The organism is Paenibacillus senegalensis JC66, assembly GCF_000285515.1.
Lineage (GTDB): Bacteria > Bacillota > Bacilli > Paenibacillales > NBRC-103111 > Paenibacillus_L > Paenibacillus_L senegalensis.
This window is the reverse complement of record NZ_HE610961.1, coordinates 276809-293020: the sequence shown is the minus strand read 5'-3', so window position 1 is coordinate 293020 and position 16212 is coordinate 276809. Positions and strand designations below refer to the sequence as shown.

At 52.3% G+C, this 16212-nt stretch carries 10 protein-coding genes; 9 read left to right on the top strand and 1 reads right to left on the bottom strand.

From position 1 onward, the window contains the following. Positions 1–46 precede the first annotated feature (46 nt). Positions 47–2050: a glycosyl hydrolase family 28-related protein gene (locus PSHG_RS19905; protein ID WP_162137297.1), complete on the bottom strand. Its 2004-nt coding sequence runs from the start codon at positions 2048–2050 to the stop codon at positions 47–49. 375 nt (positions 2051–2425) lie between these two features. Here PSHG_RS19905 and PSHG_RS19900 point away from each other — a divergent pair, with 375 nt between their 5' ends. From PSHG_RS19900 to PSHG_RS28395, 9 genes are all read left to right on the top strand, one after another. After that, positions 2426–2608, top strand: coding sequence for a tautomerase family protein (locus PSHG_RS19900; RefSeq protein ID WP_010276799.1), 183 nt, complete (start codon positions 2426–2428; stop codon positions 2606–2608). A gap of 6 nt (positions 2609–2614) precedes the next feature. Continuing rightward, positions 2615–3565 carry an ABC transporter permease gene (locus tag PSHG_RS19895; protein ID WP_010276793.1) on the top strand — a complete coding sequence of 317 codons (951 nt, stop codon included), beginning with the start codon at positions 2615–2617 and terminating at the stop codon, positions 3563–3565. A gap of 15 nt (positions 3566–3580) precedes the next feature. Beyond that, entirely contained in the window at positions 3581–4456 is an 876-nt protein-coding gene (locus PSHG_RS19890) for a carbohydrate ABC transporter permease (protein ID WP_010276790.1), read from the top strand. Between the two features lie 59 nt (positions 4457–4515). Next, positions 4516–6108: an extracellular solute-binding protein gene (locus PSHG_RS19885; RefSeq protein ID WP_010276788.1), complete on the top strand. Its 1593-nt coding sequence runs from the start codon at positions 4516–4518 to the stop codon at positions 6106–6108. 200 nt (positions 6109–6308) lie between these two features. Beyond that, positions 6309–7439, top strand: coding sequence for a response regulator (locus tag PSHG_RS19880; RefSeq protein WP_010276786.1), 1131 nt, complete (start codon positions 6309–6311; stop codon positions 7437–7439). Continuing rightward, complete coding sequence (locus PSHG_RS19875) at positions 7439–9472, top strand: sensor histidine kinase (RefSeq protein ID WP_010276783.1); 2034 nt, start codon at positions 7439–7441, stop codon at positions 9470–9472. The genes PSHG_RS19880 and PSHG_RS19875 overlap by 1 nt, the downstream gene beginning before the upstream one ends. Positions 9473–10027: 555 nt before the next feature. Beyond that, entirely contained in the window at positions 10028–10795 is a 768-nt protein-coding gene (locus PSHG_RS19870; protein ID WP_010276779.1) for an SDR family NAD(P)-dependent oxidoreductase, read from the top strand. After that, positions 10792–13263: a heparinase II/III domain-containing protein gene (locus tag PSHG_RS19865; RefSeq protein ID WP_010276776.1), complete on the top strand. Its 2472-nt coding sequence runs from the start codon at positions 10792–10794 to the stop codon at positions 13261–13263. The genes PSHG_RS19870 and PSHG_RS19865 overlap by 4 nt, the downstream gene beginning before the upstream one ends. Further along, positions 13247–15934, top strand: coding sequence for a DUF4962 domain-containing protein (locus tag PSHG_RS28395; RefSeq protein ID WP_010276772.1), 2688 nt, complete (start codon positions 13247–13249; stop codon positions 15932–15934). Before PSHG_RS19865 ends, PSHG_RS28395 begins: the two co-directional genes overlap by 17 nt. Positions 15935–16212: the final 278 nt, after the last annotated feature.

Sequence of the window (16212 nt, the reverse complement as noted above, 5' to 3'; positions counted from 1 at the left end):
TTCGTATAGCGAACGAGTCTCGCTGTCGGAGGGCTTGTTTTGCTGATTAAATTGTATTGGCGGTCTCTACAAGATACGCCGGTGTGGCGCTGAATTTAGCTGTGCACCCCTTGAATGCATTGCCGGTTACCGCGACGGAGGAGGATGTATTGCTGAAGCCGACGGCAAACTGGAAATGCTTAATGACATTACCGGTAATCGCAACGTCTCCTGCGGTATCCAGATTAACGCCGCGGCTGCCTACAGGACCGGTGTTCTGAATAACATTGCCGTTAAGGACAGCAGACTGGCTCTGATTAATCCGAATAATCGACGAGGTATACAGGCTTTGATCCAGCTTAACCCGGTTTTGGCTGAAGTTAACGTCATCACAGAGAGTGTAGACGAACACGGTACTAGGCGCAGTGGCCGGTGCCGTGGAACTGATATCACAGTGCTGTACCGATAGCTGTCCGCCGGTATGACCTAATCTTAATGGGGCGTAAGCTCCTTTAAGGGTGCAGTTTTCCAGGGTTAATCCGTCGGCAGCACCATAAGTATAAATGTTGTAGCCATCCGTAGGTCCAACCAGAGTAAGTCCGGAGAGCTTAACATTACGGAATTGTTTGGTGAGGAAAAAGCAGGAATGAATCTGGTTGCGGGTTTGCGTACCCTTGTAGGTAGCTTCCCAATAACCGCCGATGAAAGTGACATCGGATTTATAGCCCTCCTGGGCTCCGGGGGCATTGACGAAGGCGCTGTTAACATTGCCAATCGACACGCAATGATCGTAAGTAATTCTGCCGAAGTAACTGCCTACCGGGCATTGGCCAATGACAAAGCCGGCGACATAGCGATCAGTTACGCCAGGAAGCGGTGTATTGTTAATGGCCGCGCAATGGATAAATTGAATATCGGATAGATCGTATTCAGTGGAATGGACATGCATCATAAAACCGCAGCCGCGGTTATTAATAGCCTGGCAATTGCGGAAGGTGAGGAAGCGGGGGCCATCGTCCACTTCAAAAGCGTTCATGCTGCTCGCATCCATCCCGTTGCCTGTACAGGAATCCCGGACAATGCAGCGGTCGAACAGAATATATTCGGATAGCCCCCGTTGATTAAGGAGAGCCGGCATGAAGTTTTGATCGGTTAGGGAAATGGCATCCTCTTCAATATGAGAGCATTCAATATTAATGTAGGAGTGGCGGACTGCGCGAAGATCGACACCGCCCTGCGAGTTGGTTGCTTTACAATTGACGATACGAACGTAGTCTGTGGAGATGAATTGCAGAATATAGACCGGGGCTTGATTGCCGTCAAAGGTAATGCCGTTCACTTCAATATTCACTGCAGCTCCAACAACTGCCGTACGGGCCGGTGAATCAGGCTCGGCGTAAGGCGGCAAATTGTCATTGGTCAGCATAGCGCGCGGCCATGGGGAGGTATAGCCGGTGCTTGGATTATGCTTGATCGTCACCTGGCCCAGCCCTTGCAAGGTCGTATGGGAGTGCACCTGCAGACTGCCGCAATAATAAGTGCCCGGAGGAAACAGCACTATTACCGGGTTATTCATCAGCATGCCTTGATCCAAGGCGGTTTGCACGGCGGCCGTATCATCGGTTGCTCCATCACCAAGCGCCCCAAAATCTTTAACGTTTACGACAAGCGGATCGCTGAAGCCCGCTATTCTGCCGGCCAATGGGTGTTCTTTGCCATTGCCCATATTGCCGGCTCTCCCATAAACTGCGTCTGTAACGGGTTGTGCGGAAAGGACGGACATTCCTCCACCTAAAGCTGCCGCTGCCCCTGCCGCCCCAAGGGAAGCGAGAAATTTCCTGCGGGACATGCCTGCCGTTCCCGGGGAGGGGGAGTGCTGAACTGAACCGGAGCCTGGGCTAGAACCTGGGCTAAAGCCTGAACTAGAGCCTGAACTAGAGCCTGAGCTAACACCAGAACGAATCGGTTCTGCTGAATCAGCAGATGGGGATTGTGAGGACGATGGATTACCGGATGAGGTTAATGACTTTTCAGACGTCTCCACGTGAACGGGGTGTTCTTTTCTGGACAAAGCAATCCCTCCTAAGCAATTTTCTTCTTGTTGATAAGTCGGCATCCGGGATGGACATTTTAAGTGTCGCTCTAGGTGCCGTTTTTGTGCTGCAGCCTGCTGAAGGAAGTTCAAGGAGGCTGTATGGAAAAGGAAATTGCCAATGATGTAAGTTCAATGATGTAATGCTGGTGTTATTCTCTGCTTCGCGGCTTATTCCTGCTGAACGAAGAAATATATCGGTTAATTTTTTATTAATAGCGGCATAGCGACCTAAAAAAACACAAGTGCAATCAAAACCATTCCATTGTATGTCAGCTTGAACCCCTTTACTATAAGAGCACGCACCAAAACATTGACAGGAAAGGGAATAAAAAAGCAAAGGAGGTTATCCAAATGCCGAAAATCACGATTGAGATGTACGAGGGAAGAAGCGATGAGCAGAAGCAGGAAATCGTCGAGGTCTTCACCAGGGAATTATCACGGATTATTGACAGGGAGCCCGAGTTTATCCATATCCGCTTCAACGAGCGGCCGATCGACGAACACGCCCCAGCCAATCTGAAGAACAAGAGGTGATCTGCCGTGGGCGCTCAAATTCAGCCGGAAGACCGGCGGCCGGTGACGAGCCGGGGAAGCACGCTTCGCTTCATGTGGAAATATAAAGCGCTTTATTTTATCTCGATTCCCGGTATTATCTATTTTCTCATCTTTAAATACGTGCCGCTGCTCGGCTCGGTCATTGCCTTTCAGGATTATAACTTGTTCGCGGGAGTCCGCGGAAGCCCGTGGGTTGGGCTTGATCATTTCAAATGGATGTTCTCCCACTATGATTTCCTGAGAATACTCAAAAACACCTTTCTGCTCGGGATATACGACATCGTATTTGCCTTTACTGCCCCCATTATTCTTGCCCTGCTGTTGAATGAAGTCAGACTCGTCCTGTACAAAAAAATTGTACAGACGATTGTATATGCGCCGCACTTTTTGTCCTGGGTGATTGTGAGCGGTATTTTTACCGGGATCTTGTCTCCCTCCTCGGGAATCGTGAATGTCATGCTCGGCTGGTTTGGCATTGAACCGATTTATTTCCTCGGGGAAGAATCCTATATCCGCTCCGTGCTGGTAGGCTCGGGTCTGTGGCGGGATGTCGGATGGGGAACGATTATTTACCTGGCCGCTTTGGCGGGAATCAATCCGGAATTGTACGAAGCCGCCGAGATGGACGGAGCCGGGCGATGGAAGCAAACCTTAAGCATTACCCTGCCTTCCCTGCTGCCGGTCATTACGATTCTGTTCCTGCTGAAAATCGGAGACTTCCTGGACTACGGCTTTGAACGGGTGTTTGTATTCCAGAATCCGCTGAACATCCGCAACAGTGAGATTTTGGACACCTACATTTACAAGGCCGGGTTAAGACAAATGCAGTACAGCTATGCGACGGCAATCGGACTATTTAAATCACTGGTCGGCTTGTTCCTGCTGGTGATCGCCAATACGCTCAGCAAGAAATCGACGGGCGAATCGCTGTACTAACAGGAGGTGAGAGAATTGGTAAGACGCGATAGCTTGTCCCGTAAGACCTTTATTTGGTTCAACTATTTGTTTTTGACCCTGCTTGCGCTGACCATGCTGCTTCCTTTCCTTAACGTTATTGCTCAATCGTTTAGCAGCTCCGGAGCGATAGACCGCGGGGAGGTAATGTTTTGGCCAGTAGAATTTACACTCGGTTATTATGAATATGTGTTCGGAGATGTATCAATCTGGCGGGCTTTTGCGATCTCGGTATACATTACAGTAGCGGGGACCTTCATCAACCTGGTTGCGACCTCTTCGCTAGCGTATCCGCTGTCACGCCCGGAGTATGTCGGCCGGCGCTATGTCCTGCTGTTTGTCCTGCTGACGATGATATTTAGCGCCCCCTTAATTCCGCAATTTATTCTAATGAGAGAGATCGGGCTCGTGAACACGTTATGGGCATTAATGCTGCCTACGGCGATCAGCGCCTTCAATTTATTCGTCCTGCGGACCTTCTTCGCGCAAATTCCTGCGGAGCTGATTGATTCCGCCCGGATGGATGGCTGCAGTGAGCTGAGAGTCATCTGGAACATTATGCTGCCTTTGTCCAAACCGGCTTTGGCAACGATCGGGATTTTCTATTCCGTGACGAACTGGAACAAATATATGGACGCCCTCTATTACATCAACGACCGCACCAAGTATCCGCTTCAGGTGAAACTGCGGGAGCTGCTCATTACCGACGATCTCGCGGACTCCGGCAACCTTGCTTTTGAGGTGACCTCCCATTCCATTCAAGGGGTGCAGATGGCTGTCATTCTAGTCGCCACCATTCCGATCATTCTCGTCTATCCTTTCCTGCAAAAATATTTTGTAAAAGGAATGATGATCGGCTCGATTAAGTCATAATGAAAACGCTATCTTGATTTACCCGGATTTAAATTTTATTGTAAAGAGGGGTAGTTAAAATGAAAAAATACGCGGGTTATGGCTTATCCATTTTATTAAGTTTGTCCGTGCTGGCCGGCTGCACCAGTGGCGGCGGCTCGGGAAGCGGCGGGAATACCGAAAGCCCGGGAACGAACGGCGGTCAGGCTGGGAAAGTACAATCCTCCGAGCCCGTCAAGTTCTCAATTTCGATGCGAACCTTGAATGTGCCTTATGTGGAAAATCATACCGATATTAATAAAGATAAATATGTGCTCGAGCTGGAGCAGCGGAGAAATGTCGATCTGGACATCCGGCTGATTCCCCATAACGAATACCAGGAAAAAATGATTCAGATGTTTGCCACCAACGATATTCCGGATGTTGTCCAGGCAGGAGGAGGCTTGGGCGGTCAGGAGCTGGCCGGTGCTGTCGAGAACGGGGTATTCTTGCCCTTGAACGACCTGCTGCAGGAGCACGGGCAGGATTTGCTGGACTTTATTCCGGAAGCTGCATGGGAAAGGGTGACGGATAAAGACGGCAATATTTACGCAATCCCGGAAACGCTTTCAAACCCTTCGCGGAGAGCGACCTGGATTCGCATGGACTTGCTGGAGCAGGTAGGAATGGATGTTCCGAAGACCGTTGAAGAAACGCTTGATGTGCTAAGGGCCTTTAAAGAAATTGGCGTAGAGCATCCTTTTGCCGGAAGACAAAATTTTAAATATGCCGATACGTTCTTCGGAGCGTATGATGTGCTCGGGTATGGCAACCAGTTTAAGCTGTTCCCGGACGGACAAGTGAAGCCCAGCTTTTTCGATGTGGAGAATATGAAAGCAGCTATTGGCGTTTATAAAACGATGCATGATGAAGGGCTGATCAGCAAGGAGTTTGCCACGATAGAAAGCACTGACTTCCGCAGCATCATTACAAGCGGCCGTGCCGGAATATGGTCAATGAATGCCAACGAGCTGCCGATCTGGGGAGCCCAATTGAAGGAAAATGTCCCGGATGCGGAAATAGCGCTTATTCCTTCGCCGGTAGGACCGGACGGCAAGGGGGGCTATGCCCATTATAGCCCGGTAACGCGCAGCTTCTTTATTAATAAGAATGCGGCGGATAAAGCGGCTGGCATCGTTGAATTTTTCAATTGGATGGTAAGCGAGGAGGCCGAACTGTTCTTCAGCTATGGAATTGAAGGAGAGGATTACGAAGTGGTGGGAGGCGAGGCGGTGTTCGAGGTACCTACGGACAGCAAAGGCCAGGACCGTCTCCGGTATTTGAATTATTGGCTGTGGATGGTTCAGGACACGACCTATAACCGGCTTGTCTCGGGACTGAGTGAGCCCGGACAGGCGATGATTGATGCTTTTGACAATATGCTAGCCTATGAAGGCCGCAGGGGGATAGAATTTGGAGAACGTCTGGAAACGTTGGTGAAATACCCGGATCTCAATCCCAAATCCGATGAGCTTCCTCCGTTAATATTGGAGCGTGTGCTGCGGATGGTTTACGGAAGAGAGCCGATTGATAACTACGAGGCTGTACTGGAGGAATATTTGTCCAAAGGCGGCAATGAAGTCATTGAAGAGGCAACAAACCGGTACAACAGCGGTGAAAACACCTATGAATAAAGGGGGCGAAACGGCGCCCTGTACTTACCGGCGATAGCGATTACACCATACAGCTGCATATGTGAAGATCATTCCGTTCATGAGCTGGATCGCTCGGGTACTGCCTTTATGGCCATGCCGAGACGTAGTCTTAAATCGTGAGCGGACTGTCGAACCTCCAGGCTTGAATAAAATCGGTGTCTGAGAAAGGGGTAAGGAAGATGTATCGTGCACTCATCGTAGACGATGAACCTGTCATCCAAAAAGGGCTGGAAAAGCTGATCGGCCAGGTTGACCCGGCCATCACCCGGATGGATACTGCGGCGAACGGTTTGGAGGCTATGGAAAAAATAGCTGCTCATCGTCCCGACTTTCTATTTACCGATATTCGCATGCCTAAAATGGATGGGCTCCAGCTGTGCCAGTGGGTGTTTGACACGCACAGAGATATTCAGATGGTGGTGATCTCCGGGTTTGGCGATTTTCATTATGCACAGAAATGTATGTCGTTTGGCGTAAAAGAGTATTTGCTGAAGCCGGTTAATAAAGCAGGGGTAAACGAAACGGTACGGAAGCTGATCGCTAATGAACGGGCACGGCAAACGATATCGCTCTCCGGGCGTCAGGGGGATACCCGGCACCAGGCCTATATTCCGATTTCCGCCCTAGAGGAGTGGCTTGACAATTTGGAGGACGCGGTTTGGCATTTGGACGCGGGACGTGTAGACGCGATTATTGTCGCCATCCGGCAATACAGCTATTCTATCGGGGTGGAACACGGACAGCTTCATGAACTGGCCCGGGAATTGGTGCACAAGCTGATTAAGCAGTTAAACCGGCGTGATGTCTATACGTTCGAGCTTCCATGCTACTATACGGCAGCTGCGAAGGAAAGCCCAGCTGCGGGTAAGGAAAATGACCTTTGCCGGGATTGGACGAACAAGGAAGTCGATTCCTGCTGGGATTGGATGAACAAGGAAGTGGATTGTCTGATCCAGCGGATACGCTCCCTGCGCAAAGGAAACCCGAAGGAGCCGGTTGAAGAAGCGAAGGCTTACATCGAGCTCAATCTGAACAGAGAGCTGACGCTGGAAGAGGTTGCCGATAAGCTGGGGCTCAATCCTTCCTATTTCAGTCAGCTGTTTAAGCAGATGACCGATGAGACGTTTGTCCAGTACCGGACGAAGCGGAGAATGGAGAAATCGAAGAAGCTGCTGGCCATTCCGCATTACAAAATTACTGATATTTCGTTCGAGGTCGGGTATGCCGACCACCCCCATTTTACGAAAACGTTTAAAAAATACACGGGCTGCACGCCTTCCGAATATCGGGAACGGCTTGGGATGAGCTGATGAACAAAAGCTTGGCTCGGCAAATGTTTATTTACTTTTTCGTTGTCATCCTGTTCTCGCTATCGATGGTCGGTTTTTTCACTTATCTGGAATCGTCCAAGGCGATAGATGAGCAGGTGGAAAAGTATGTGACGCAGGTAATCAACAACGCCTCCGTGCAAACCGATCATTACATGAGAAACTTTGAGCGGCTAAGCAATTCAATTCTTTCGCAGCGGACTGTCAAGCGCTTTCTCGACATGGACCCGGAGGACAGCTACGAATATTACCGGTTTACGAATGAAATCCGCAAAGAAGTGTTCCAGAAGGCGTTTATCACTTACCCGACCCAGATCAATATGATTTACATTTTGGGCTACCATGGCCGCTCTGTTTTCGATGGCAGTCAGAGCGTATCTATGCTCGGCTCCGATGTGCCTCTGCGATTGCAGGAATTGGTAGAGCTTACTCCCGATAATGGAAGCATAGCGATTGTGAACGACAGCTTTTTGGAAAAGGATGCGGGAAAAGTGGTCACAGTCGTCCGTAAAATTCGCGGCTATTCTTCCTACGATGTGAAGGGGATTCTGGCCATCGAATTTAATCAGCAGCAGCTGACGGACTTGTGGAGCCAGGTTGATCTTGGTGAACAGGGCTACTTCTTTATTATCGATAGCGAAGGCAGCCTCGTCTATTCGCCTTCTAGGGAAACAGTGAACCAGCTGCTGCTGACGGATATTCCGAAGCGGGTCGTATTCGATGGGGAAAACCGTTTTATCGCCAAACAGGGGGAGGAACAGATGATGGTCGTCTCCCGCAAGTCCGATTATTCCGGATGGAATATGGGCGTGTCCCTGCCTGTTTCTGAGCTGCGCGCTCCGATAGCCAACATCCGGATCACGACGATTACAGTCGGTATGGTGACTTTAATTGTGGCTCTCGTGCTGGCGACTCGCTTCGGTAATTCGATCGTCCGCCCGATTCGACATTTGCGGGAGGGAATGCGGCAGACGGAAAAGGGAAACTGGACGAGAATTGAGGGCGTATCCCGCCAGGATGAAATCGGCGGACTGGTCCATAGCTACAACCTGATGGTCAGCCGCTTGGCGGAAATGATTAATCAGGTTTACAATACCGAGCTTCGCAACCAGCGCACTCAGCTCAAGCTGCAGGCTATTCAGCTGGAGCGGCAAAAGGCGGAGTTTCAAGCTCTGCAGCTGCAGATCAATCCGCATTTTATGTTCAACACGCTGGAAACAATCAATTGCTATGCTATTGTCCAGGATTCGGATGAGATATCGGAAATGGTCGAAGCGCTGGCATTCATGCTCCGTTATTCGGTACAGACCAATCTCGAAGAGATTACGATTGCCAATGAGCTGAATCATGTGCGCAACTACATGATTATTTTGCGCCATCGGGCACAGCGGGAGTTCGAGTTGGAGGTGCTGGTTCCGCCTGAGCTGCTGCTGAGCAAGATGGTTCGGCTGACGCTGCAGCCGCTGGTGGAAAATGTTTTTCAGCATGCCTTTAAAGATGGCGTTGAGCCGCATCACTACATTCGCATAGATGCAAGGGAGGATGACGGCCGCCTGCACGTCATAGTCGAAGACAATGGAGCCGGGATGAGACCTGAAACGCTGCTGAAGCTAAAGGAGCAGCTGCAGATGAACCGCCTGGCCGAGACGGTGCAGGAACATGGGTCGCGGCCGGAGCCGGGCCGAGAGAGGCGGCTGGAGCAGAGCCGAGAGCCGCGGCTGGAGCCAGGCCGAGAGTGGCAGCCAGAGCAGGAACATGAGCGGCAATCGATGCCGGGCCGAGAGCCGCGCCGAGAACCAGGGCAAGTGCAGGATCACGGTTCGCATCGGAATCACGAAAAGGCCGAAAGTTATGCCCGCGAGGAAGCTCCATATCGCCAAGGCGGAATTGGAGTGATTAACGTGCACCGCCGTATCCAGATGGTGTTCGGGGACGAGTACGGGTTAAGTGTGGAAAGCGAGCTTCATCGAGGAACTAGAATGATTATGACAATGCCGGCAGAGAAGCAGGAATAGCCCAATTTCTCCATTCATCAATTCCCGAATTCTTCAATTCCTCAATTCGCAGGAACTGTGGGCTTAAAGTATTTTTGTGGAATGAAACGAAATTGGCAGGAGTTGCTGACTTCAAGGAGATATTTGCAGTAGTAGTACGAGTTGCATCTTCGAGGAGATTTCAGCACAATCCGGAGGGGCCGAGTTGTCTATTTCGTGCCCATTTCTATCCGTTTCGGATTGTAACGCTCGCAGCAGTCCTTATTTGAACAAAATCGGGGGGATGAAAATTTTAACGCTCGCTGTCGTCCCTATTTTGCTTTAGATCGCACTTTTCCCGACTTTTTGGCTCCAATAAGAGCGAGGACGAGCGTTAGAAATAAAATCCTTGTCATTTCGGCCAAATAAGAGCGAGGGTGAGCGTTAGCGCTCGGACATTGTTGGTCGTTGTGATCCGGGCATTATCCGAAGTTACGGGCTTCATTAAGTTACAAGCTTCATTAATGAAGAACTGCATGAAGGCGGAATGGATTAAACCATCACTCTTCTGCCGACAAAACAAGGAGGAAAACGAAAATGACATTACAATTAACCGGTCAACAGGCACTGGTAACTGGTGCAAGCGGGGGTATTGGACGCGGAGTGGCGATACGTCTTGCGGCTAGTGGAGCTAAAGTGGCGGTCAATTATTTAAGCAATCGGGAGGGTGCGGAAGAAACCGTAGCCCTGATCCAGGCAGCAGGAGGGGAAGCGGCGGCATTTCAAGCTGACGTGACCAACGTTCAGGCAGTTAGGCAGATGCTGGCGGATGTCAAGCAGACACTGGGAGGAGAGATCGATATTCTCGTCAATAATGCCGGTCATCTTGTCAGACGGATGCTTGTAGAGGAAATGAGCGAGGAGCATTATGCGCAAGTGATGGATGTTAATTTGAAGAGCGCAGTCTTTGTCAGCCAGGCTGTCATTCCCGGCATGAAGGCGCGCGGGGGCGGGCGGATTGTCAATGTGACAAGCGTAGCCGCTCATAATGGCGGCGGCCCGGGAGCGAGTATTTACGCCGCCAGCAAGGCCGCAGTAATCGGCTTTACTAAGGCCTTGGCGAAGGAACTCGCCGGAAGCGCCATTACGGTAAACGCGGTGTCGCCGGGCTTCATCGGCCAGACAGCTTTTCACGATACGTTTACTCCGGAAGCGGCAAGAAAGGCTGCTGTGCAAGGCATTCCGCTCGGACGGGAAGGCACCCCGGACGATGTGGCTGGCTCCGTGCTGTTCCTCGTTTCCGAGCTGGCTTCTTATTTGACAGGCGAAACGATCGAAATTAACGGAGGCATGTTCATGCGATGAACATCCGGGAGCGTTCCATCCAATTCGCTTGGCACTCGCAAGCACTCTCCCGGCTGCGCGCGGAGCTTGACGCGCTCATGCAAGCCGGCGCTGCACCGGACATTCCGGCGGAACCGGGCGGCTGGTGGCACCACTATGTTTGTCCCAGGCATCATACCGAGCTGCGGTATGATCCTTTGGAACGGGACGCCCATAGCTTTGCCTGCCCGCATGGCTGCCAGCTGCAGGGAGAGCCCTACCGCGGGGCGTGGCTGGTGTTCAAGCACCAGGCTATGGCCCGCTGCGCCCTGCAGGGAGCTGCCGTGTTCGCCGCTACCCGGAAGCCGGAGTATGCCCGGTTCAGCTACGGCATTTTGCTGCGCTACGCCGAGCAGTTCCCGCGATACCCGGTTCATCCAGGCGCTGAACCGTGGATGCTGAAGGGGCGCGCCTTTCATCAGGCGCTAACCGAAGCGATCTGGGCGACGACGATGATGCGCGCTTACCTGCTGCTCAGCGATGAGCAGGCTCCAGTACCGGAAGAGTGGGCAGCCCAACCTGAGGCGTGGCCGAGCTTTGTACGGCTTCTGGCCGGGAGCTTGGAGCAAGCCCACTGCATTCTGACGCGGGAACGCCAGCAGCCGGAAAGCAATTATACGGCCTGGCTGAACGCTGCGTTATGCAGTGTTTACGCAGCAGCGGGCGAGGAACGGCAGCTGCTGCGGGTGCTTGCAGGCGAGGGCGGGTATCGCCAGCATTTGTCGCTGGCGATAAGACCCGACCAGCTGGAGTATGAAGGCAGCATCTACTATCATCTTTTCGTACTGCGCGCCTATATGATTACCGGGGAGATGGCAGCCCGCTGGGGCCATGATCTGTATGCGGAGCGGGGAACTGCCGGGCAGTCGCTGGAAGGCATGCTCGATGTGACGGCTGGTTTAGCGGCGGCGGATGGTCAGCTGCCGGCCTTCCATGACGGGCCCTACAGCAGGGAGCCTTACGCCCGGGAGATTGCCGAGGTGTTTGAGCAGGGCTATGCCCGGTATGGCAAGCCGGTATATGCGAACATTGCCGCCTGCGCTTATCAGCAGATGTACGGGAGCCGGCACCGCAACGGCTTGGAGGCCGTGCTGTATGGGGTAGGAGAGTGGCCGGTATCCGGGGCGTCAGTTATCCCGGGGAGCCCGCTGTCAGGAATACACAGGAGGCAAAGCGCAGTTTGCGCCGATTCCGTGTCACCGTCCGCAACAGCATCATCGACAGCGCCGGCACTATCCTCGGCCCCGGCGGCCCCGGCCGCCGGTACTCACGGGGAAATGGAAACTTCTAAGGCTGGTGCCCGCTTAGAGGCGAGTACGCCGCATTTACTGCCGGACAGCGGCTTCGCAGTACTCCGCCACAACGGCAATCCGCTCTATGCGATCATCGATTTCGGTCCCCATGGCGGATCTCACGGCCATTTTGACAAGCTGAATCTTATGCTGTATCACCGCGATTACCCGCTTTCACCGGATCGTGGAACGGTGCCATACGGCTCCCATCTTAAGAAGCAGTGGTATCCGCACACCGCCTGCCATAACACGGTATCGATCGGCCAGCGCTCTCAGCTGGAATCCACAGGGGAAAGCCGGAAGTTCGTTGTCGCGCAAGACTACAGCTACAGCTGGACACGAACCTCGCAGTCCTATGAGGGAGTAGTGATGGACCGCCATTTATGGATGACATCAGAATGGCTTCTCGATTGGTTCGAGATACGGACGCACGCTGAAGGTGAGAACGTGCCGAAGAAGGACTCAGGCGTGGATTGGTGGTTCCATTTTCTTGGTAAAGCCTCTGATATGAGCTGCCATCCTAATGGTGAAGGAGGACGGCGGGTGCCGATTCAAGGCAGATACCCGCAGAATAGCGTTACCGGAGTAGTACCGGACCTTGAGGCAAGCGGCCATGCTGAAAGGCAGGAGCTTGGCGACAGAGAAGGGAAAGAGGCTTGGAAACCGCTCGGAAATAGCGGGAATAGCGATGGCTACCGCTTTGTTCATGGGCACTGTCTTTCCGGCAGCCAAGCTGCCGCAGGCTTTCCCGAGGCTGGCAGTGGCCAATGGAGTTTCGTAATCCGGCAAACGACTCAGAGCTTACGCTCGCAAACTGGCACTGTGTTTGATGATAGCCCGGGCCGCTCTACCCCAGAGCCTGTGGCAGTCACTTTATGGCAAGAGGCTAACTCGGAGCTGTGGGAGGTTCGTTCTCCCGGAATCGCGATTGATCCGACAGTTCCAATGGAGGGCATGCTTCTTAGGCAAAAAGGAACAGCAGCCCGTTTTGTGGCTATATACTCTGCAGGAAACATCCCAGTAGGGATGGAATGGGAGGATGACGGGACGCTAAGGCTGGCCGGAAAAAGCACACTGGGTTTGCGGCTAACCTCGGACGGTTTGCAGCTCGCATCCGTGAACGAAAAAGGGGGCAAAAATGATGAACAGGCTGTTTGAGCCGCAAAGCGGCAAGCTGACTGTGCAGTATGCACCCGACGAGCATACCCGGCTGGAAGAGAATCCGCCTAGGTTCACCTGGATTCCCGCTAAGTCCGAAGGGGATTGCTATGTGCTGCAAATCTCGACTTCGCAGCATTTTGAGGCCGCGGTGACACGCACGATCGAACCGCTTCCCTATAATTTTTACACACCGGATTGGGTTTTCCCGCCCGGAGAGTATTATTGGCGGTATGCACTAGCGGAACAGGCGGAAGTGGAAGCAGAAACGGAAGCGGAAGGAAAAGGAGAAGGGGTAGTGGAAGGAAAAGAGAAAGCAGAGGAAGTGAAGGGAGGGACGGAAGAGAAGGCAGATGGAGAAGCGGAAGGAAGAGGGGAAACGAGAGGAGAAGCGAAGGGAGTAGCGGAAGGAAGAGGGGAAACGGAAGGAGGAGCGGAAGGAGAAGGAGGAGCGATAGGCGGGGCGGATGGGACGAAGGGCCACGCGGCCATTTCTAAAGGGGCGGACATAAGGGATGGGTCTGGCGCGGCGACGCTCGGGGGAGAAGCAAACGCCGGTGTGGAGGCTCTGGCTGGTCAGCATACCGAGAACACGGAAACCGCTTTCGGCATGGATAACAGGGGCGCTTTGTCCGGTGAAGACTCCCGGTCTGCCTGGAGCCGGGTAAGGAAGTTTTGCGTGCCCGCGGACCTTCCGCACACACCGCTTCCTGCCCGTGAAGCGAGATTTGAGCATACTTCCGAAGCCCACCCCCGGCTTTGGCTGAATGAGCAGGAGTTGGCTGCTTTTCGCCAGGAAGTTGCCAATGATCCTAACGCTTTTGGTTGGCAAACGTTTATCGATCGTTCCGTTCGCCCTTGGCTGACTAAACCGCTGATCGCAGAGCCCGTCCGCTATCCCAACAACCAAAGAGTGGCCCATTTGTGGAGGAAAATGTACATGGATTGCCAGGAACTGCTCTATGCCGTAAGACATTTGAGCATAGCAGGCGTCGTACTGGAGGACGCTTCAATCATCGAGCAAGCTAAAAAATGGCTGCTTCATGCCGTTTCCTGGGATGTGGCTGGCACTACCTCGCGAGATTATAATGACGAAGCCGCATTTCGTGTGGCAGGTGCTATTGCCTGGGGGTATGACTGGCTCTATCCTCATCTGTCCATCGATGAGCGCGGTGCCGTACGCACCTGCCTTCTGGAAAGGACACTTCAGGTGGCCTATCATGTGATAGAGCGGTCCAAGATTCATAGAGTGCCTTATGATAGCCATGCAGTACGTTCGCTTTCCTCCGTGCTCGTCCCGGCCTGCCTGGCAATGCTGCATGAAGAGCCGCAGGCAAAGGAATGGCTTCACTATACCGTGGAGTATTACGCCGGATTGTACACTCCTTGGGGAGGCAGGGACGGGGGCTGGGCGGAAGGTCCCATGTATTGGACAACTGGAATGGCCTTTGTGACGGAAGCGCTGAATCTGTTGAAGAAGCAGACTCGGCTTGATTTTTACCGAAGGCCCTTTTTTCAGAAAACCGGTGATTTCCCCCTGTACTGCTTCAGTCCGGACACTGTTCGTGCCAGCTTCGGCGACCAATCTACTCTAGGAGACCCGGTTAGTTTGAAGACCGGATTTAATATCCGCCAGTTTGCGGGGGTGACCGGCAATGGACTTTATCAATGGTATTACGAACAGGTTCGCGAAGCGGATGTCGATCCGGAATCGAAATATTACAACTATGGCTGGTGGGATTTTCGCTTTGATGAGATGATGTACCGGCATGACTATCCGCAGACTGCCCCCATAAAACCTACGGCTGACAAAATCGAGCCTGTCAAGTGGTTTCGCGATATCGGATGGGTAGCGATGCACAGCCGAATGGATGACCCGAGCGAGCATATCATGCTGCTGACCAAGAGCAGCCGCTATGGCTCGATCAGTCACAGCCATGGAGATCAAAACGGATTTTTGCTGCATGCTTATGGAGAGCCTTTGGCAATTGAAAGCGGCTATTATATAGCTTTTAACAGCACCATGCATACTCGCTGGCGCAGGCAAACCTTGTCTACTAACAGTTTGTTGATTGACGGAATTGGCCAATACGCCGGAGGGGATAAGAGCCTCTGTCTGGATGCCTATGGCGTTATTGAAGACGCTTATTCCCGGGAAGGGGGCGGGTATGTTCGGGGCAATGCTACAGCTGCTTATAAGCACACAGTTCCCTATGTGCGGAAATTTGTTCGGGAGCTTTATTTCTTTAGTGAGTCGTATGTAGTTATTGTCGATCAAGTAGATCTGGAAAAGCCGGGTCAAGTTCAATGGTTGTTCCATACATTGTACCCCATGAAGTTGAAGAATGATTCCTTTGAGGTAGCAGGCAGGCGGGCTGACATGGAAGGGCGTTTCGTCTATAATTCCTCCGGCGAGCTTGCGCTCTCTCAGCATAACGATTTTCCGGGGGTAGATCCTGCAGAAATTGAAGGATTACCCCGTCAGTGGCATTTGAGTGCAGCTACCGGGCTTGCGGCCAGCCATCGTCTGGTCACTCTGCTGGTCCCTATGAAAAAGGGAGACAGCAAATATGTTTCCTGTTTTCTCGACGATCAGGATCATGGGGTTCAGCTTTACTTTACCGATGAGTGGGGCATCTCACGCAAGGTCGAGGTTCCCAAAGCGTATTAGCAACCGGCTCTCTCTTGCTGAATCTACCGTCATTATCGAGTTGCACAAATATCGAATTGTCATACGTTTATACGGATCATCCAGTACAATGGGCTGTCATGAAGCAAGGGTGAACTCTTTCCTTGACCCTTTTCCTTGGCAGCTCTGTTTTCACTCGCAAATTGAAGCAGCTCATACAGTTTGATTTTCACGGATATCTAGCTGTTCTATTCACTACTTACAAGGCAGTTGGAATAAACGGGACTATTCTTGGCGACTCCTTACCCCAGTGGAAAAAT